The organism is Pedobacter boryungensis, from assembly GCF_013204825.1.
Classification (GTDB): Bacteria; Bacteroidota; Bacteroidia; order Sphingobacteriales; family Sphingobacteriaceae; genus Pedobacter; species Pedobacter boryungensis.
On sequence record NZ_JABMKV010000003.1, the window covers coordinates 314,888 to 333,053 of the forward strand.

Annotated in this window: 18 protein-coding genes; all 18 read right to left on the reverse strand. The window is 31.3% G+C overall.

The features are described from left to right. Nucleotides 1–159: 159 nt before the first annotated feature. The 18 genes from HQN85_RS13485 to neuC all read right to left on the reverse strand — a co-directional run bounded on the left by HQN85_RS13485 (nucleotide 160) and on the right by neuC (nucleotide 18,165). Nucleotides 160–1,212 (reverse strand): glycosyltransferase, encoded by a 1,053-nt coding sequence (locus HQN85_RS13485; protein ID WP_173273095.1) that lies wholly within the window; start codon nucleotides 1,210–1,212, stop codon nucleotides 160–162. A 93-nt stretch (nucleotides 1,213–1,305) separates the two neighbouring features. Further along, nucleotides 1,306–2,205 carry a glycosyltransferase family 2 protein gene (locus HQN85_RS13490; protein WP_173273096.1) on the reverse strand — a complete coding sequence of 300 codons (900 nt, stop codon included), beginning with the start codon at nucleotides 2,203–2,205 and terminating at the stop codon, nucleotides 1,306–1,308. 153 nt (nucleotides 2,206–2,358) lie between these two features. Beyond that, complete coding sequence (locus HQN85_RS13495) at nucleotides 2,359–3,348, reverse strand: hypothetical protein (protein ID WP_173273097.1); 990 nt, start codon at nucleotides 3,346–3,348, stop codon at nucleotides 2,359–2,361. 3 nt (nucleotides 3,349–3,351) lie between these two features. Then, on the reverse strand, nucleotides 3,352–4,485 hold the full coding sequence (locus HQN85_RS13500) for an NAD-dependent epimerase/dehydratase family protein (RefSeq protein ID WP_173273098.1): 1,134 nt from the start codon (nucleotides 4,483–4,485) through the stop codon (nucleotides 3,352–3,354). Between the two features lie 4 nt (nucleotides 4,486–4,489). Beyond that, nucleotides 4,490–5,020, reverse strand: coding sequence for a DapH/DapD/GlmU-related protein (locus HQN85_RS13505; protein WP_246249797.1), 531 nt, complete (start codon nucleotides 5,018–5,020; stop codon nucleotides 4,490–4,492). A gap of 49 nt (nucleotides 5,021–5,069) precedes the next feature. Further along, on the reverse strand, nucleotides 5,070–5,792 hold the full coding sequence (locus tag HQN85_RS13510; RefSeq protein WP_216847290.1) for a glycosyltransferase family 2 protein: 723 nt from the start codon (nucleotides 5,790–5,792) through the stop codon (nucleotides 5,070–5,072). Next, nucleotides 5,789–6,967, reverse strand: a complete 1,179-nt coding sequence (locus HQN85_RS13515; protein WP_173273101.1) for a hypothetical protein — start codon at nucleotides 6,965–6,967, stop codon at nucleotides 5,789–5,791. Before HQN85_RS13515 ends, HQN85_RS13510 begins: the two co-directional genes overlap by 4 nt. Before the next feature lie 37 nt (nucleotides 6,968–7,004). Further along, entirely contained in the window at nucleotides 7,005–7,883 is an 879-nt protein-coding gene (locus HQN85_RS13520) for a glycosyltransferase family protein (RefSeq protein ID WP_173273103.1), read from the reverse strand. After that, nucleotides 7,880–8,875, reverse strand: coding sequence for a hypothetical protein (locus tag HQN85_RS13525; RefSeq protein ID WP_173273105.1), 996 nt, complete (start codon nucleotides 8,873–8,875; stop codon nucleotides 7,880–7,882). Before HQN85_RS13525 ends, HQN85_RS13520 begins: the two co-directional genes overlap by 4 nt. A 112-nt stretch (nucleotides 8,876–8,987) precedes the next feature. Continuing rightward, nucleotides 8,988–9,503 (reverse strand): acyltransferase, encoded by a 516-nt coding sequence (locus tag HQN85_RS13530; RefSeq protein WP_216847291.1) that lies wholly within the window; start codon nucleotides 9,501–9,503, stop codon nucleotides 8,988–8,990. A 132-nt stretch (nucleotides 9,504–9,635) separates the two neighbouring features. Beyond that, nucleotides 9,636–10,565 carry a class I SAM-dependent methyltransferase gene (locus HQN85_RS13535; RefSeq protein WP_173273109.1) on the reverse strand — a complete coding sequence of 310 codons (930 nt, stop codon included), beginning with the start codon at nucleotides 10,563–10,565 and terminating at the stop codon, nucleotides 9,636–9,638. Between the two features lie 58 nt (nucleotides 10,566–10,623). After that, nucleotides 10,624–11,994 (reverse strand): hypothetical protein, encoded by a 1,371-nt coding sequence (locus HQN85_RS13540; RefSeq protein WP_173273111.1) that lies wholly within the window; start codon nucleotides 11,992–11,994, stop codon nucleotides 10,624–10,626. A gap of 26 nt (nucleotides 11,995–12,020) precedes the next feature. Beyond that, nucleotides 12,021–13,448 (reverse strand): lipopolysaccharide biosynthesis protein, encoded by a 1,428-nt coding sequence (locus tag HQN85_RS13545; RefSeq protein ID WP_173273114.1) that lies wholly within the window; start codon nucleotides 13,446–13,448, stop codon nucleotides 12,021–12,023. Between the two features lie 81 nt (nucleotides 13,449–13,529). Next, complete coding sequence (locus tag HQN85_RS13550) at nucleotides 13,530–14,759, reverse strand: N-acetyl sugar amidotransferase (protein ID WP_173273117.1); 1,230 nt, start codon at nucleotides 14,757–14,759, stop codon at nucleotides 13,530–13,532. Between the two features lie 5 nt (nucleotides 14,760–14,764). Beyond that, entirely contained in the window at nucleotides 14,765–15,403 is a 639-nt protein-coding gene (gene hisH, locus HQN85_RS13555; protein ID WP_173273120.1) for an imidazole glycerol phosphate synthase subunit HisH, read from the reverse strand. Next, complete coding sequence (gene hisF / locus HQN85_RS13560) at nucleotides 15,400–16,155, reverse strand: imidazole glycerol phosphate synthase subunit HisF (RefSeq protein ID WP_173273123.1); 756 nt, start codon at nucleotides 16,153–16,155, stop codon at nucleotides 15,400–15,402. The genes hisH and hisF overlap by 4 nt, the downstream gene beginning before the upstream one ends. Nucleotides 16,156–16,184: 29 nt before the next feature. Next, nucleotides 16,185–17,036 carry an NAD-dependent epimerase/dehydratase family protein gene (locus tag HQN85_RS13565; RefSeq protein ID WP_173273126.1) on the reverse strand — a complete coding sequence of 284 codons (852 nt, stop codon included), beginning with the start codon at nucleotides 17,034–17,036 and terminating at the stop codon, nucleotides 16,185–16,187. After that, nucleotides 17,029–18,165, reverse strand: a complete 1,137-nt coding sequence (neuC, locus tag HQN85_RS13570; protein ID WP_173273128.1) for a UDP-N-acetylglucosamine 2-epimerase — start codon at nucleotides 18,163–18,165, stop codon at nucleotides 17,029–17,031. The genes HQN85_RS13565 and neuC overlap by 8 nt, the downstream gene beginning before the upstream one ends. Nucleotide 18,166: the final 1 nt, after the last annotated feature.

An 18,166-nucleotide genomic window follows, 5' to 3' on the forward strand; every position in this document is an offset into this window, starting at 1 on the left:
CATATAGAATTCTAATGTATAAATTTGATAGCAAGCACATCAAAAAGAAATGAGATATCGCCAAGTGTTAATTTACAACTTCAAATAGTTTATTTACTACATTATAGATTAAGTAATATTGGTAAAACTTAACCGCACTATGCCATATAGATATATAATCTACAATTTTACAAACTCAACTAAATCTTCTTTTTCACTTAAAATTTTAAGAGCAATATTTTGATTGACTATACTCTTTTTTGGCAGAAGGTGCTCATTAAATTCTTTTACATTAATGTACTCATAATCATAATCATTAAAGTCGCCAATGGCCACAGACTTTACAATAGGCGTAATACCAAATAAAAGATATTCCATCATTTTTGTTGGATTTGCCACCCTATTTAGCAAATGATTTGATCTCAAAATAAATCCATAGTGGGCTTTAGCATAATATTGATCTATCTCATCTGAATTAACAGAATTGATTTCAATTCTATCTAGTTGTATATGATGTTTTAAAATTCGCTTTTTGAATTGTTCTACCTTTCCTGTTAATATAATAAAACGATAGTGCGGAACATGCTGATAACTATGAATAAGTTCCAGGAGTTCATCTATATTTTGCCAACTTTGAAGATTACCGCTGTAAATAAATGTAGTCTCACTTCCTATTTCTTTCTTGCCAAAATCAAGGGGAATATGATCTTTTCTAATGTTAGTGTAGTTTGGATAAACCATACTATTTTTCGTAATAAATGGGTATTTATGTGTAAAATTTCGCTCCATTACTTTTGAAACATGTATCACATGTGTAGCAAGACGAACAGAAATTCTTTCTATAAAATTGAAATAATAAAAATAAAATTTATTATTGATAACTAAATTTTCTTCTGGTACAACACCATGAAAATCAAGGCAAATTTTCTTCTTAAAAAAGCTTAATTGTATAAATGTCCAAACAGCACCATAAATAGAGTGTAGATAAATAATATCTGCACTTTTAATTAATTTCCAGATAAGAAAAAAATGAATAACTGCATTAAGCTTATATTCTTTAACATACTCAGCTGGCTCACAAACTTGCTTACTAAAGTAGAATCTTATCTTAACATCTAGAAAAATTCTTGGGGTATGGGTAAAAAGATCATCAATGTTTTTAACACGTTGAACCATTCCGTCTTTTAAAGTCTTTTTGGTTGGGTAAGCGGTAAGGAATAGGATTTCTTTCAAGCGCAAAGAGTTTTTAGAATTTTAGTACAAGCACTATCATTTCCATAAAGGTTTTTCATTCTTAACATAGCTTTTGGTTTGTCCTTAAATACTTCATGTTTTCCAAGTAATTTTTGCTAATTGTAATGCATACTTTCTTCTCATAATTGCGTACGTCATTAAATAATGAACTGTCCACAATACTTTCATTGTCTTATAAGAAATAAGGCCATAACATTTACGAAAGAATAAGCTCCTACCTTTTGCAAAGAACTGATACTTAAGTAAATAATTAGATTTTAATTGCTGACTTCCACCTTCGAGATGGACAATTTCTACCAAAGGTAGTAAAACACATTTATATTCATGTTTCTTAAAACGAAAACATAGCTCTGTTTCTTCGAAATAAAGAAAAAAATCTTCGTCAAATAATCCAGTTTCCATTAAAGCAGCTTTTCTTAAAAACAAGTCTGCTCCAGATATATAATCTACTGTTATTGTTTTTTTCGTGCTAGCTTTTATTGCAGAATGCAGGCGTTTGTAATAATAAGCCTGATATAGTCGATAGAAGCCTAAAGAAGAAAATGCTTCTTTTAACGTCGGGAAATTACCATAAGCTACTTGAAGTTTTCCATCTGGCAGACAAAGACTTGCACCACAACATGCAACATTAACATTTTCTTTACACTCCATAAAACTTAAAAAAGCACCAATTGCATCGCTTTTTAAATATGTATCCGGATTTAAAATAAAAAAATAATCCCCTTTAGCCACAGATATGCCCTGATTATTAGCTCTAGCAAAACCAAGGTTATCAGAATTAAAAATGAAGTGAATATTATGGTAAATTTCAACTAAGTTTATTGGTTTATCAACAGTTGAATTATTATCGATTACAATAATCTCATAAGAACAAGTAGTATGTTTGGTTATTGATTCTAAACATTGGATTAATAACTGAGTACTATTGAAATTAACTATAATGATACTTACTTGTATAAGTTGATTACCCATTACGCTATAATTGAGATCTGCTTATAAGTTTTAAAAAATTGAAAAACGAAGCATATTGCCCTAACATAAGACTTTTTAATAAATTAATAAACTTTAGGTTTTTTTTATCAATGAACAAAAGGCATTTAGCTACTAACTATCTAATTATGTAAACTAATCCAATTCAAATATATCTTCAATCCAACCATTTATACTATATTTTTTTAATATATCATCACCAACAGGTTTAAACGCTGTGTTAAAAAAATCCATTGGCACATTGGGATCATTCCTATCTAGAATTAAAAAATTAGTTGGGTCATAAAAATCATATCGAACGATGTCTTTATTAGTGGTAATAAGTTTTTTTTGAGCCCCTAATGTTTCTAAAGTTCTCATTGTTAAACCAACTTGCTCCGGATGATTAATGTCTAGTACAACCTTAGTATGATGAACCATTTCTGCAGTTTCATCATGAGATAGTGAAGTAAACGATATATCTTCTAATTTAACATTCTTGAAATTCTTTTCGACTATCTTTTTTGCCCAATAAAGTTTTTGACTACTAAGAAAAAAATAGGTTTTAAATCGGAGTTTATCTGGCAATTTGCACATCAAATTTCTCACAAAGATATATCTGTCGCTATGTGCTGTAGCAATAAGAAGTAGGTCATAAAGAATTTGGGCCTCCTTTGCCTTATACTTATTAATATAGAATAAAGGTCTAAACTTTAAATCATATTTTTCAGCATCAATGGGGTCGAAGGTAATCGTACGATCAACTTCAGGCAATAGTTCTAATGCCCCCTTATTCTTAAAAGAATCCCACATGTAAAGTATAACTTCTGCTTTATGAAAGGAATTTTTAAAGCTAGTTAAAATTGGCAATGTTAGGGTTTCTGGACTAATGATAAAAATATAATCAAACTCCTTTTTTTCCTTGATCAATTGATTGAGGACGCCCGAATAATAGTTGATAATTTTTCTTTTAACAACTTTTTTATTCAAACGGATGAGCACTTTTGTTAAAAATGTATTAGATGGACGTTCATCACACCAAGTTACATGAGCTCCCATGCGTTTTAGCGCATCCTGAATTTCTACTTCGTATGAAAAAAAACTTGGTGATAAAAATAAAATATTCTTCTTATCTAATGATGCCATCTTTTATTTATATAGGCCTCTAGCCTTCATTTCATCAATTGATTTAGCATAATTATCTGTTTCAATTTCCTGATCATTTACCCACTTTGTAAATTCATTAATGCCTTGCTCGAAGGTATATTTAGGTTGAAATCCCAATAGGCTTTTTATCTTCGTTAAGTCTGCATAATTATGACGGATATCTCCTAACCTATAATTGCCGCTAATTGTAACCGGCACTTCTACACCGTAATTCTTAATTAACGTTTTTGCAACCTTCATTACATCAGTAGCCACACCTGTCCCAACGTTAAAAACTTCCCCATTAGCTTTGTCACTCTCTATACCCAAAATTGTGGCATCCACAACATCGTCTATGTAGACAAAATCACGTGTTTCTTTGCCATCTTCAAAAATATTAATGCCATTCCCATTTTTAATCTGGGTTGAAAATATAGATAGAATACCTGTATATGGATTTTTTAAAGACTGCCCTGGGCCATAAACATTTTGGTAGCGGAATGCTACGGGTGCTATACCTAGTGTTGGACAAACAGTCATAATCATTTGCTCTTGATTTTGTTTAGTTATGCCATAAACCGATGATGGATGTATTTTAGATTCTTCATCTGTAGCCATTAGTTCTAATTTGGTTTCGCAACCTGGATATTTAACCTCAAAATCTCCTTTATCCATCATTTCAGATACTCGGTGTTTAGGATAAACTATACCTTTCTCGGCACTTTTATATTTACCTTCTCCATAAATAGAGCGAGAAGAAGCGATAATAACTTTTTTAACTTGATGAGATTGATTTGCTAACAAATCAAGTAAAATAGCTGTACCGTTGATATTCACATCTACATATTTTTGAATTTCATACATGGATTGTCCAGTACCAGTTTCAGCTGCATAGTGTACAATAACATCTTGTCCATTAACAGCATTTTTCCAATCATCTTTTGAAGTAACTGAGCCTTTAATAAAGTTAACTTTATCTTTTATGCTCTTATATAAAGGTGAAGTTTCTTCAGCATTATCACCATGTATTTGAGGCGAAAGAGAATCTAATACAGTAATTTTATGACCTTTATCGATTAATTTTAAAGCCAAATTGCTCCCTATAAATCCAGCACCTCCAGTTATTAGTATATTCATATTTTTATAATTTGTAAGATTCCCATCTTTGGGTATCGAAGTTAAACTTTTTTATTGGCTTAGCCGGAGAACCAACTGCAATTGTATTTGGGGGCAAATTTTTTGTTACGACAGAACTTGCGCCAACAATTGTACCGCTTCCTATAGTTACTCCTGGCATTATACTTACCATTTCCCCAATCCAAACATTATCTCCTATAATTACTTTTTTTGTGGTATAAGGTCTATCCTTAGGTATAGATAAAGGGGAAGAATCATTTTCATCTCCAGCATAGTGCCCATGAGAATTATCTGAAATATATACTTTACTTGCAATTAGTACATTATTGCCAATTCTAACTTCATCCATCGCGGTAATGTGCACATAATCATTCATTTGTATATTTTTTCCAAAGAATAAAACCACATCTTTCTTATTTTTGGGATACGCTTCTAATCTGCAACCTTTCCCAGTAGTAAAACCTGAAGCTACACTGATGTATTTTTTACCACGAATATCTGATGGAGACCTAATTAGCCTAGCTTCTGAAAACATGAATCTTGTCTTGATCACATCAATGAACAACGAAACTATTTGAAAAAAACTATATCTCTGAAACATTATTTTTTCTTTTTAATAATTCACGCATGGCATAAATTCGAATTTCAATCTTTTTGAATAATGAATTATGACTTGATGTACCTCCAGAAGAGGCATTATTATTATGTCTTCGGTATTTTAGCAAGGGTTCATTTACAAGATTTACGCTAAAATAGTATTCAGCAATAATTGCCAACCAGTAATCGTATGCGCATAATCTAAAATTAGAGGGCAAAGGTAATGCTTTTTGTAACAATTCCTTTTTAAAAGCCATGCAGGCTCCAATATACCTTGTTTTCAAAAAATTTACCCAAAAACCTTGTTTAGTTTGATGGATTTCAAAGTGCGAAGGATAGAGGGGTTTAAGATTTTCATCTACTCCAGTGGCATCACTAATTGCCATCTCTGCATTTTCAAGGGCTTTTAACATCCTCTGCACTTTATTAGGATACCAGACATCATCTTGATCAGCAATAAAAATGACCTCTCCTTTTACTTTATTCAGTGCATTTTCAAAGTTTTTTGAATATCCATAATTTTGCTCATTTATGTAAATCTTAATTCTATGATCATTGATGGATTCAATAATTGCTAAAGTAGCATCTGTAGATAAGTCATCTGAAATAATAACTTCATCATCGTAGCACAATTGTGGTAAAATGGAGTTCAATTGTTCAAGAATGTATTTTTCGCCATTATAAGTGGCTATGCACACAGAAATCATCATAAATCAGTTTTTTGTAGTTCTAGCAATTTTGAGAAAATTACAATAGTGATTAAAATCATTGTTAATCCGATTGGATTATTCATATAAGGATTTGTTGCAGATTGCAAAATTATAAAGATAACACTTAATAAGAAAGGCAAGGCCAATTTTTTATACTCCTCATTTTTGATTTGATAGTACATAAAAAAAATATAACTGAAAATACCAATCCAAAAACTAATTCCGATTAAACCCTGCTTGTGGAAAATTTCCAAAAATGATAATTCCATATGTACTGGTCGACTTTCAACACCAATACCCAAGCCGTGTCCAACCATTAAACTCACAGGATTAATCGCATCAATTACTTGATTAATTTGTAGATATCGCATACCGTCAGAACCCTTTTTATCTCCTAAAACGTTAAGAAGCATTGGAACAACAATAACCAATGTCAGACTTCCTAATATTAAAATTATCCATTTATAAATTGCCTTTTTGTTAATAAAAAATATATAGTATAGCAATATTAAAAAGGTAAACAGCATAAATCCTCTTGTTAAAGTTAGGATTATAGTAAGCAATAGAAAAAACGCCCCAATTTTATTGTAGAATCCTTTTGATAAAAGAAAAAAGAAAAATCCAACACATAAGTAAAGAAACCCCTTATAAAAAAATAAGGTATCATTCCTGAACATAATTTCTCCTATTTGGTTTTGTTTAGCATAAAATGAGATAAAGTTAATCCTACCCATTAATAACAATAGTATAACAACGACAAAAATTATCCCTAATATTAGTGAACCACTTTTAATGATAAACTTTACTTTTTCTATGTCCCCTATAGATTTAATTGTAAGCGAAAAAAATAATAAGATATAGAAGAAAATCATTGTTTTTAGATCTTCGATTATGGCTGCCCATGTACCGTTGTTGACATAACCAACTAACGTTCCTATAAATAAAATTAGGGTGAAAGATAATATAATATAAATGATATCTTTTTTAATGCGTTTCTTGTAGGCCAAATAGCTTAGTGATAAGAATATTGCAAAGATAAAAAACAACATCCTGGCTGTTAATGGTCCAAGCTCCATAAAATGCCCACCGCCTCCAATGACCAATTCAAATAGAATTGGAACAAAAAGTAGTTTAAGTATTGTTAGGAATTCAATTCTCTTTAAAGTATTTATCATTACTTTCTAATCATACACCATATTAAATCTCACCGGTTCATTTGGTTAAAAAAACCTTAAACACAATTTTTGGAAAGGATAAATTTTGGAATTTTGTCGCTAATTTAAATGATCTCAGCAAACAAATTACAAACAAAGAAAAATAGTTTATTTTTGTGGAAGCGAAGTACTTAGCACCCTCACAATAATATTTAAATCTATTTAACACTTTTTGTACATTTTTTTCGAATGACGACAAATCATGCTCACAATTTACGTTTAATAAATAAAATGTAGGATATTTCCTTTTATAGTTTTCGCTGAAATAACAATCCATAAAATCTAATTTTATTTTATCATTAAATCCGCCCGATTTAAAAAAGGCAGTTAATGTGATGAACATTCCACTATAAAGAATTAATTTTTTTTCTAAGTTATTAATACCTGGATTAACACTATCTGGGCTAGATCCTATAAAAAATGTATATTTTGCTGGAGAAACAATTACTTCATTAGACTTTAATATTGGCACAAATAATTCAATATTATTATTTGAACTAACAGAATGAAAGAGTTCTTCAAAATAATTTAATGGATAAGAAGTATCAGGATTGGTAAATAAAATCCACTTTTTGTGCGCATTTTTACCCATTTGAGCAGCTTCATTACTGGGCTTACTTAATCCAGGATTTGAGCTATCGTATTTATACTTAATTTTATCAAGGGTTAGCCTACTAATATCATTAAAATTTGGTTCAGGGCTATTATCAAAAACATAACAATCAAAATTCGCATCAGCCGCTATTTCTTTAGCAGATTTATTTAATGTTATATATGCACTTGTTTCATATAGGTTTGTTTTAAATAAGACTAAAGTTACGACAAGAGAATCTAAGAAAGCATTAAACTCAACGGTTGGTATATTTTTTTTTATCATTTGTTTATAATCATTCTTTTTAACCAGCTTTCTATGGTATATTGACTCACAATTTCTATTGAAATAGGAGTATAATCAGACTTAAAAAAATCTACATTGAGCTCAGGATTTTCCCTATCAATGAGTAAGACATTATTAGGATGGTAAAAATCATAATTAACGATGTCTCTATTAGTTGTAATGATCTTTTTTTGTGCACCAAGTAATTCTATTGTTCGCATGGTAAGTCCACATTGCAGTGGATGCGCAATATCTAGTGAGCATCGTGAACTTAAAATCCCTTCCATATTTTTTTTTGCGGTAGTAGGTTTAAATGTTAATAATTGCCTATTCCCTTTTAATTCACCCCCCATTAAAGTGTGAAGCAAATAACTAAATCGACCACTATACAGCTTCATGTTGTATTTTAGTCTATGTTGATCACAAAAATTACTTATTTTTTTTACCAGCTTAAGTCGATCAGAGTGGTACCAGCCTAAAAAGTAAAGATCAATCGATGCTTCTTTTAAAGGCTTCCTATAGGCGTACTCTTCTCTATAAAAAAGCGGGTTAAATTTCATGTTTGGATTATCAATGCATTCTATCCTGTCAAAAGAATAAACTTCATCAAATTGACCCATAATTCTAGCAGAGCTAGGGATTCTAGCTATTGAATCCCATAAATAAAATATCCATTTTGCTGATTTGCTTTTTGATTTAAGAATTTCAATTGCCTCTATTGTTAAGTATTCACCTTTAATTACAAAAACAATGTCATAATCTGATTGTGAACTTTGTGCAATTTCAAAGCTTAAATTGTTAACAATTTGCTGTTTAGCTTTTTGATTGTCCGTTCTAAGTGCATACCTAAATTGATACCCAGTAGGCACCTCTGAGAAATAATCGACTTTTGCTCCAAATTTTTTAAATTGTTCAATGATGGCATGATCATAATCATAAAATCCCATGCCGATGAAAAGCACACGCTTATCTTTTAAAAAATCATTTCTCATTAATTACAGATCTCCTTTAAAACAACACAATAGTAATATCCATTTATCAATGGATGAGAGGAATGTTTATAATAGCTTTGATAAACCCAAAGCCGGTTATCCATAAAATTTTTCATATTCCATCTTTAAATGATCCATCTGAATGAGTCGAACGCCATTGTTTTACATCTTCACAATACCTTTTAACAATTTTTGCTGGAGCACCGACAATTACACAATAATTTGGGAAAGAACCTTTAACAACACTATTAGCGCCTATAATGCAATGTTTACCTATAGAAGTTCCCGGAAGAATAACTGCATTGTTATTTATTTTACAATCATCCCCAATATAAACTGGCATCACAATAAGGCTTTGCTCTTCAATAGGAACTTCAATATCCTCATATCCATGATGAATATCGGTAATAGACACATTTGCAGCTATAGCGGTATTCTTACCAATATATACGCTTTCTGCACAAGTGAGGTGCAGGTTCTGTTGAATACTGCAGCGGGCATCAAACATAATTTGTGGAGAATAAGAAGTTCCAGCGTAGCTAAATATGCCTTCAATTCTACAATTAGGCCAAATATACACATCATTACCTATAGAAACACATTTCTTTGTTATTAATAATGGCTTCAAAATTAGAACATTGCTACCTAATGAACTAAGCGCAGATTTGTATAGAGTATTAGTAATTATCTTTCGATAAATACTATGAAAGTATCTTAATGGCTCTTCTTTTAAAGATTTATAATCCATGTAAATCTATCCTTATTTTACAAATATTATTTCAATACAATCGCCTAACTTGATTACATTCAGGAACTTCGCAATTTGATGTGTGATTACTTTTAAAATCAAGTTATTTACCAACCAGCCTTCTGAGCTAGACTTTTTATTATTTCGGTTTAAAAATATTTGAATACTGCCCAGTACGCCATTTACGTTACCATTATAGTTAACCTTTTCCATTTTGAAGCCTTTCGATTCAAAAAGCAAAATTAGATTTTTAGGATTGTAATTAATGGGATGAAAAGGTATCCCTAGATAATACCAATATTTTTTAAAAAAAAAGTAGGGAATGCTCTTGGTATTCGGCACCCCAATAAAAACCTTACCACCAGGCTTAGCTATTCTATAAATTTCTTCAGTGGTTTCAATGGGATTTATCAAATGTTCAAAAGAATGATTACTTCTTATGTAGTCAAACTTATCACTCTCAAATCTTGCTTCATTTAATATCCCATTAAATATTTTTAACCCATAAGTATTTCCAAAATCAGCACCAGATTTACTAATTTCGACACCACTTACTTTAGCCCCCTTTTTCATGTAGTCATATAGTTTTTCCCCACTTCCACACCCAATATCTAAAACCTCCTTCCCAGCACAATTAAATTCCAGATCTTTAGGTTCAGTATTCAATAATAACTTTCCTAATTTCTGTCTCAAAGATTTTTTTTCGGTTCCATCATTAAATTGTTGATAAGAGTAATAGGTGTCTTCATCATACATACTGTGCAATTCGTCACTTGTAATCATTGGGTTTAAAAAAAGTAATCCACAACTATTACATTCCGCAACCTGAAAATATTTGTCGGTATTCCCATAATGTCTATCATAGGTATTATAAATAACCCTAACATCAGTTGAGTTGCAAATGATGCATGTCTTAATAACTGGTTCTGCTGCTATTCCCATTATAAATCAAATATCTAATACACTATCGATTAACAACAATTTTCCAATTTCTCCAATATTATACATGATGCTTAAGCAAGTCTAAAAAAAGCTTACGATCAAATGGATTAAAAAATTTAATTTGATCATCTAAAATATAAGTTCTTTTTAATATATCTCTTATTTCCTCGCAATTATCTATTTGATAAACATTTGGATTATTAAATATATCCTCATGGGTATGATAATCTTTAACTTTATATATTAATACTTTAACCTGATCGTATAAAGCTTCATAAACACAGGTAGATTGCACTGCTAAAACAGAATTCGAAGCCAAGAGTAGCTCTTTTATTGTTCTTTCATCGCAAATTACTGTAACGTTTGGATACAGCACAAAATATTTAGTAATAAAATCTACTTCCCTTTTCTGATTAGGATGCAATTTAACTGCAATCTTTCCGGTAAATTCAATACTTAAAAATTTGTTTAATAATTCTAAAAGGTCTTGCGTGTATATATCTGCAAAAACAACTAGCAAATCAAATTCTTCTGGCTGTGGGGCCGGTTTTTTTGAGAAAAATGTATTTCCAAGGGTAATCGTTTCTTGTACAGGATAATGTATGTTATTTGACCAAAATGGTGAGAAACTCAAAAAATAAGCCGGAAAATTACCTGAGTTTTTTAAATCAATTGCCGGAGGATAATCATATGCAGGGTGTATAAAGCTAACCAGCCCATGTTGCATTTCATAAGAGGGTATTTGGAGTGCATTTGCCGCTTTAAATAGTCCTTTTTGTAATCCGCTTTGAACTAAGAAAATTTGATCAGGTTTAACCGTTTTAAATAACTTTAGATAATAATTAACTTCTAAAGTATATTTTTTAATCAGACCATTTATGATTTGATTCAAATTGGCTTTTACACCAAACTCTTGTTTAAGTATTTGGGTAATCAAAAATGACCGATCTTTAGGCCTTGAAAATAACTGTTTAAATTTATTAAAATAACCAGCGGTAATTACACCCGTGTTTAAGTATGAAGTATATGCGAATGTTTCCCCAAAAATAATATTATTTTCTAGTAGGAGGACCTCATTTGCATCAATATTGGATACAATATCATCCATTGCATAATCTATATTTTCGTTCTTTTCGTTTCGATATCTAGAAAAGGTAAAACAGATATATTTATATGTTTTATTAGAAATGGCCTGCTTAAGCTTGAATGAATGATAAAAATATTTAAATATGGAATTGATTCTAGAAAGTTTACTATTGCTAAATCCAGAGTTAATTAATTTAATACCTGAAAGTTCATAATAAATTGCGTAAAAAACATCGTGCCTAGCAATGTCCCAATATGCTAAACCATTTTCGTCTTTAACATCAAAAAAATTATGACTAACTTCTAATTTGTTTATTTTTTTTGTGAATTCTACTATATCCATGTTATAATATCTTTCGGCTACCTCAATTAAATAGCTAGGCGATTCTTTACTAATTTACGTGGGTCTATTTGAAAAATTATCAATATCAGTGTACTAAAGGCAATAAATAGTGATGTTTTTAGCAAAATATGAATAAACAACCCTTCAAATGTGAAAATACATTCATACAGAGTAGGTAAAAAGGCGATTAATAGCAAAGCTACAATTTGGGAAAGAAAGTATTTATGTTTTATAAAAACCAGGCGTTGACAAATGATGTTCACCACTAAAAAAGAAACTATTGAAGTTATAATAGCTCCATAGTAACCTAAAATCGGGATAAGGACAAAGTTGGCCAACACAGAAATTATTCCAGATAATATAGTTGTATAGGATACTATTTTTTGTTTATTGTTAGCTATTAGAAGCATATCTAGATAGAGGTTAGTTCCTGAGATTAAAACAGAAATGATTAAAAATGGGACTAATCTATAGCCCATTAAAAAATTCTTAGATGTAGCAATTATAAAAACCTCTTTACTAAATATTGCCATCCCAAATCCACCGATCAAAAGTAAGGCCAAGTAAGATTTATACAATCTCAAGTTGACATTTTGAAAATTAGGTTGATTGTGCTCTTTAAATAAAATAGGTTCTATTGTTTTATAAAGCGCCTGTATAATTACATTTAGTGTAAGTGCCAAGGTAAAGGCTACCGAATAAACCCCTAATTCATCTAAACTAATATATTGCTCTAAAAAGACTCTATCACTGAGCGATATCAAAATATAGGAGATACTACCTGGTAAGAGTGGCAATGAAAAACGTAACGCACTTTTAATAATTTTGAAATCCAATTTTAAATTTCCGTGCTTATAGAGCTGATAAGCATAAACAAAAACAAATGGCACATTAACCAATAACCTACCATAATAGCTTCCTTCTAAACCATATTTAAAATGAACAACTAATATTAAAACCAAAGCATACTGTAGAATTGTTTTTGATAAACTAACTAAGATAAAACCCTTTGCGTTCTCATTTACTCGGTAAATAACTAGTGGAATGATGGCAATAACATCAAAAAAATTATTGAGTATAGCCAGCCAAAAAAAAGGATAAAATGGAATATTTATTTTAAAGAAAGAGATTAAACTAGGAAATACTAGGTATTGGATAATAAGAAGCAGGCCATTAAATAATAGTATGAAATAGAATACAGTCCCTACTAAATTTTTTCTTTCCTCTATGCTATCAACTTTATAGTATTGCTTTAAAATGTAGGTGTTTAGTGATAAGGAAGTGATGACGAAAACAAATGTCATCACAGAGGTAGTGTAGCTATTTATCCCGTACTCTCGAGTAGTAAGGTAAGTAGTGAGAATGGGCAATAGTAAAAGCGCCAATGCCCTAGGTACAATTTCCCCAATGGAATATAAAATAGTATTGGATAGAAATTTCTTATTGTTCAACATTGAGGGTTATTAAAATAAAATAGCAATTAAGTCTGTTTTGTACTTAATTGCTATGATAAGTATTTTTGCCTAAATTAATTACTAATCATCTAAGCCATCGTTATTTACATTGTGTCTTAATTTCCATTCTCCTTGTTCATTTTTCCCCCACAGATGTGGCGAACGGAATTTATCAACAATACGATTAAATTCTTCTTCTGAAGTATCGATATATTCTAAAAATTCAGTGAAAAATTTGTGGGGAAATTCTTGATCAAATTTCTTAACCAAAAATTGTCCCTCTTCTCTTGTAATTTTACCATTGCGAATTTCTTGGGCTGCATCATAGGTTGCTCTACCAATTCCAAATTTAGCCAATGTAGTAAAGTAATGAAATGGGTCTATTTTATCATCAATGCTACTATATTTAGAATAACTTCCTTCAGTACGTTCAGTATTTGATGAAAACCCTGTATTTTCTACAGCATAATAATAACATTCTTGAGGATCCCATTTCAAATAATAACCAAGGTAATGTACTTCTACACCTTTGGCATGCAATTCTTCTGGGCTTACTGGAATATATGGTGCAAAGTCTGCTTTTTTATACCCATAATCCTTAATAATATCCTTCATTTTCACACCACCCAAGCTCATTTCTAATGGATCTTCCACAGAAAAAAACTCTGTATTCATCGTTGGAATATTATTAGCATCAACCTTGTTGCCATATTCAGCTTGATTTTCGCCATACATAACCAATTTTACGCCATACCGAGCAGCCATTGCGGGGCCAATAATGCGCTGACCAATGATAAAGGGTTGAAAGGGGTGCAACAAATTATGAAATGCAAATTTTGTTAATAATCTATGTAGTTTGCCATTAGGTGTATATAAGATATTATCTAACCCGCCCTCGTGCATCCAGTTATTAAAATTTTTCCAGCCAATATTTGTATATAAATGCGGAGCCCAAGTTACAGTTAGTGGATTCATTCCATATTTATATTTCATGATATGTGAGGTAAATGCACTGTCTTTCCCCCCACTTCCTGGAATAATCATGTCATAAGTACCATCATCTTTCCTAAATTTATCACATAATTTCATCAACGTATCTTCCCGTTGCTTCCAATCTATGTTTACTTCTTTTTCATCATGATATCTACAAGCCGAGCATATTCCATGTTCATCAAAATCTATCGTTTCTTTCTTATCTTTAATATTACTTTTAAATTCAACGGTCGAACTTGGTCGTTGATTAGATATTACACAACGTTTGCAAAACTTGACTTCTGCAGGCAGTCCATAATAAGTTTGATCTGATGACATATATTTTAATTTATAAGTTTAATGAATTCCTCTAATATTCTCAGGCCAAATATCCCACTTTTTTCTGGGTGAAATTGAGTTCCATATATATTTTTTTTATGTACAGCTGCACAAAAGCTTAGATTGCCGTAGCTACAGTTAGCTAATACATCGGATGGATGAATTGGGATTGCGGCAAAACTATGTACAAAATACATATCTGTTCCAACCTTAGTATTGTTTAAAATAGTATTTTCCCATCGATCTTTTGTAGGCTCAATTAACTCATTCCAACTTACATGAGGCAATTTTTCTGTGGTATCGGCCAATAAGGGAATAATTTTTACACTTCCTTCAATTAGTCCTAAGCCTTTTGAACTCCCGAATTCTTCACTTTCTTCCATTAACATTTGCATACCTAAGCATACCCCTAAAAAGGGTTTTCCAGTACCTACATAGTCGTGGATAACAGGCACAAGATTTCTTTGGTTTAGGTTATCCATCCCGTGTTTAAATGCACCTACACCAGGAAGAATAACTGCGTTTGCAGTCATAATCTCTTGCTCATTAGCAGTTAAAACTGCTTCTACACCCAAGCTCTCCAAAGCATTCACCATACTTTTTACATTACCTATTCCGTAATCTATTACAACGATCTTCTTCATATCCTTACCTTGATGCCATCTGCATCCATTGCTTTTTTAATGTCTCCTACAGTAAATGAATTGTAATGAAGTATAGCAGCTATTGCTACAGCGCTAACTTTTGTTTGTTTACAAAGATTAGCAACATGGCTAGGATTTCCAGCTCCTCCACTCGCTATTACTGGTATAGAAACCTTTGCCGCTATTTTTTCTATTAAAGGAATTTCAAATCCCCTTTTGGTTCCTTCCTGATCTATAGATGTAACCATTAATTCTCCAGCGCCAAGCTGTTCGAGTTTACATGCCCATTCTATTGCATCAATTCCGGTTTCTTCTCTACCATTATCCACGTATGCTTCCCAAGAGTTTCCCTTTCTTTTTGCCTCAATAGATCCAACAATGCATTGAGAACCATAAATTCTTGATGCTTCAGTAATTATGTTTGGGGTTTTTATAGCTTGAGTATTTAGAGAGATTTTATCTGCACCAGATTTCAATGCCATTTCAATATCATTGATAGACCTTATCCCACCTCCAATTGTAATAGGTACAAAAACCTCCTTACAAGCTTGTTCAATAATATGAAATAAATTATTTCTTCCATATAGACTTGCTACGGCATCCATAAATATAATTTCGTCAATTCCATCATGATAATATCTTCTGGCAAGTTCAAATGGATCACCCACTTTTCTTAAACCCTCCAAATGAATGCCTTTAATTACAAATTCATTTTTTACATCTATCCTAGCAATTAGCCTTTTCTTACTCATGAATTATGCTTAGTTATTTTTGTATTGTCTTATTTAAATATTACCTTAAAACTTTCCGGTATAGAGTTATTATACTTAATACCAATTTGCTTTTTCAACTTTTCATCAGTTATATGTAACGTATTGTCTGGAGCAACTACATTATCAAAAAATCCTTGAAATTTAATATGTAGTACTTGCTCTGCGGAGCTGATCAATTCTTTTAGTGTAAACCTATCAGGACCTATAAGGTTATATTTTCCACTAATGGATTGTGATAACAATTCAACAGCAATAGATGCGCAATCTTTTACATGCAAATAATAGCGTACCATTTCTCCATTATTATTAAATTCAAGTATCCTATCAGAATTGTATGACCTCTTCATATAGCTAAATACCCCCTTTGGTTGCTCATCACCATACAAATTAGATAACCTTACTATGCAATATTTATTATCATCTAATTTACTTTCGATTAAATATTCTGCAAAGGCCTTGGAACATGAATATGGTGTTTCAGGGTTTAGGTCTGTTTCTTCATTGGCACTTTTAACAGATCCATAAACAGTAACTGTTGAAAAATGAAATAAAAATTTATTTGTCTTTACAACAGCATCAGTAATTCGATTTATGCCTTCAGTATTTAATCTAAAACATATGTTAATGGGATTAGTAATTTGACCCAAGCAATTTACTACGATATTGTAATTTTTAATAATGCTTATTAAATCTTCGGTACTGGATTTAAGTAAATCTAATGCATAAAACTCAACCCCATCAATATTCGGGTTAACAAGGTCTATACATCCAATTTGATTATACCCATTTAATTTCAAGGAATTGATTAATGTTCTTCCTAAAAATCCGCCACCCGCTAAGATTATAACATCTTTATTCATAAAAACGTTTTTGAATTATGCCTTCTAAAGAAACATTTTTCATAACCTCAATGATTTGATCAGCCGAATTACCTACGCCGTATGGATTTACAATTGTTTTTACAAAAGATCTAAATTCCTCATCATAAATAGCCTTTTCTATCCCTTTTTTGATCGCTTCTTTATTGTTTGGAACATCAATTACATTTTCTGCTCTTTCTCTACCCATTTGTCTATTCCCAATATTAACAGCAGGAATTTTATAAGTAGGCGTTTCATGGATGCCCGAACTTGAATTTCCTACAAGTGCCCAAGCATTTCTATATAAATTTATAAACTTGTTTGTTGGTAAACTAGGGTACCATTTAAGCCCAGAATTTTTAATTTCATTAATGATATTAGAGAAACCAGCATCATTATTAGGTAATAAAACTAGGCATTGTATACCTAATTCTTTAATAGCATTGATTGTTTCTTTAATTTGATCTAAAGATGTAGCAGCCTCTGTAGTTACAGGATGCTGAATCATAATAACAAATGGTTTTGAAAAATCAAGATCAAATTCTTTTTCCAATTCTTCTTTAGGAATAATAGGTGTACTTACTAGGACATCAATTGATGGGCACCCAACTACAAAAATATTATCAGGGTCTTCTCCCATTCTTATTAATCTATCTTTAGCATCCTCTGTAGCAGGCAAATGAATATGCGAGAATTTGCTCATAGCATGACGAATACTTTCATCTATGCTTCCTGTAACTTCTCCACCTTGAATATGTAACACAGGAATATTCATGTGTGCTGCGGCAATAGTTACAGCAAAATTTCCACCAATGTCAAATCCTGATAATACTAAATCTGGTTTAGATTTTTCCAACTCGTCTGTAAGTCCGCTAAGTACTCTCGCCATAGATCTTACCATTTCTGCACCTGTATCTGGTCTTTTCTCATTAAACATCGGAACTCTTGCAGAGATTACAAATCCATCCTCTTCTATGTAGTTAATATCACTACCGTGCTCTTCCAACAAGCAAATTCCAGTTACTACTAAATATATTTCAAAGAAAGGGTCTTTCACCATCTTTTCAAGGATAGGTTTATATCTGCTATAATCTGCTCTTCTTTCTACTACTACAAAAACTTTTTTCATA

Coding starts and splice junctions, on each gene's coding strand:
- HQN85_RS13545 (WP_173273114.1), bottom strand. CDS start 13,448: ATGTTGAACAATAAGAAATTTCTATCCAATACTATTTTATATTCCATT.
- HQN85_RS13520 (WP_173273103.1), bottom strand. CDS start 7,883: ATGATAAAAAAAAATATACCAACCGTTGAGTTTAATGCTTTCTTAGAT.
- HQN85_RS13500 (WP_173273098.1), bottom strand. CDS start 4,485: ATGAATATACTAATAACTGGAGGTGCTGGATTTATAGGGAGCAATTTG.
- hisF (WP_173273123.1), bottom strand. CDS start 16,155: ATGAGTAAGAAAAGGCTAATTGCTAGGATAGATGTAAAAAATGAATTT.
- HQN85_RS13540 (WP_173273111.1), bottom strand. CDS start 11,994: ATGGATATAGTAGAATTCACAAAAAAAATAAACAAATTAGAAGTTAGT.
- HQN85_RS13515 (WP_173273101.1), bottom strand. CDS start 6,967: ATGATAAATACTTTAAAGAGAATTGAATTCCTAACAATACTTAAACTA.
- HQN85_RS13490 (WP_173273096.1), bottom strand. CDS start 2,205: ATGGGTAATCAACTTATACAAGTAAGTATCATTATAGTTAATTTCAAT.
- HQN85_RS13550 (WP_173273117.1), bottom strand. CDS start 14,759: ATGTCATCAGATCAAACTTATTATGGACTGCCTGCAGAAGTCAAGTTT.
- HQN85_RS13495 (WP_173273097.1), bottom strand. CDS start 3,348: ATGGCATCATTAGATAAGAAGAATATTTTATTTTTATCACCAAGTTTT.
- HQN85_RS13510 (WP_216847290.1), bottom strand. CDS start 5,792: ATGATGATTTCTGTGTGCATAGCCACTTATAATGGCGAAAAATACATT.
- neuC (WP_173273128.1), bottom strand. CDS start 18,165: ATGAAAAAAGTTTTTGTAGTAGTAGAAAGAAGAGCAGATTATAGCAGA.
- HQN85_RS13505 (WP_246249797.1), bottom strand. CDS start 5,020: ATGTTTTCAGAAGCTAGGCTAATTAGGTCTCCATCAGATATTCGTGGT.
- hisH (WP_173273120.1), bottom strand. CDS start 15,403: ATGAAGAAGATCGTTGTAATAGATTACGGAATAGGTAATGTAAAAAGT.
- HQN85_RS13565 (WP_173273126.1), bottom strand. CDS start 17,036: ATGAATAAAGATGTTATAATCTTAGCGGGTGGCGGATTTTTAGGAAGA.
- HQN85_RS13525 (WP_173273105.1), bottom strand. CDS start 8,875: ATGAGAAATGATTTTTTAAAAGATAAGCGTGTGCTTTTCATCGGCATG.
- HQN85_RS13535 (WP_173273109.1), bottom strand. CDS start 10,565: ATGGGAATAGCAGCAGAACCAGTTATTAAGACATGCATCATTTGCAAC.